The organism is Bradyrhizobium sp. Kon37 (genome assembly GCF_055807535.1).
Map to the genome: position 1 here is coordinate 1 of NZ_JBVVOY010000318.1, position 244 is coordinate 244.

A 244-nucleotide genomic window follows, 5' to 3' on the forward strand; every position below is an offset into this window, starting at 1 on the left:
GTTCAGCCGGGGTACGTATTGGTGCCCCCACCGGCGTGGCCTGTTCGGTGTGCCCCGGCGGAGTGACGTCCGGCCATCCGGTCAATCCCCTGCTCGGTGCAAAGGTCCTTCCCGGTGAAACCGACATCGCCCTGCCCGGCCCGCTGCCGTTCATCCTCTCCCGCACCTACAGCAGTTACCGGACAAAAACGCCCGCGCCGGTGGGGAGCCTCGGCCCCGGCTGGAAAATGCCTGCGGATATCCG

The 244-nt window shown here is 67.6% G+C and carries 1 protein-coding gene; it reads left to right on the top strand.

The window, feature by feature from the left end; genetic code table 11:
• Nucleotides 1–244: DUF6531 domain-containing protein (locus tag AC0L3J_RS38315; RefSeq protein WP_473350611.1), on the top strand; the 244-nt coding region annotated here is incomplete at both ends.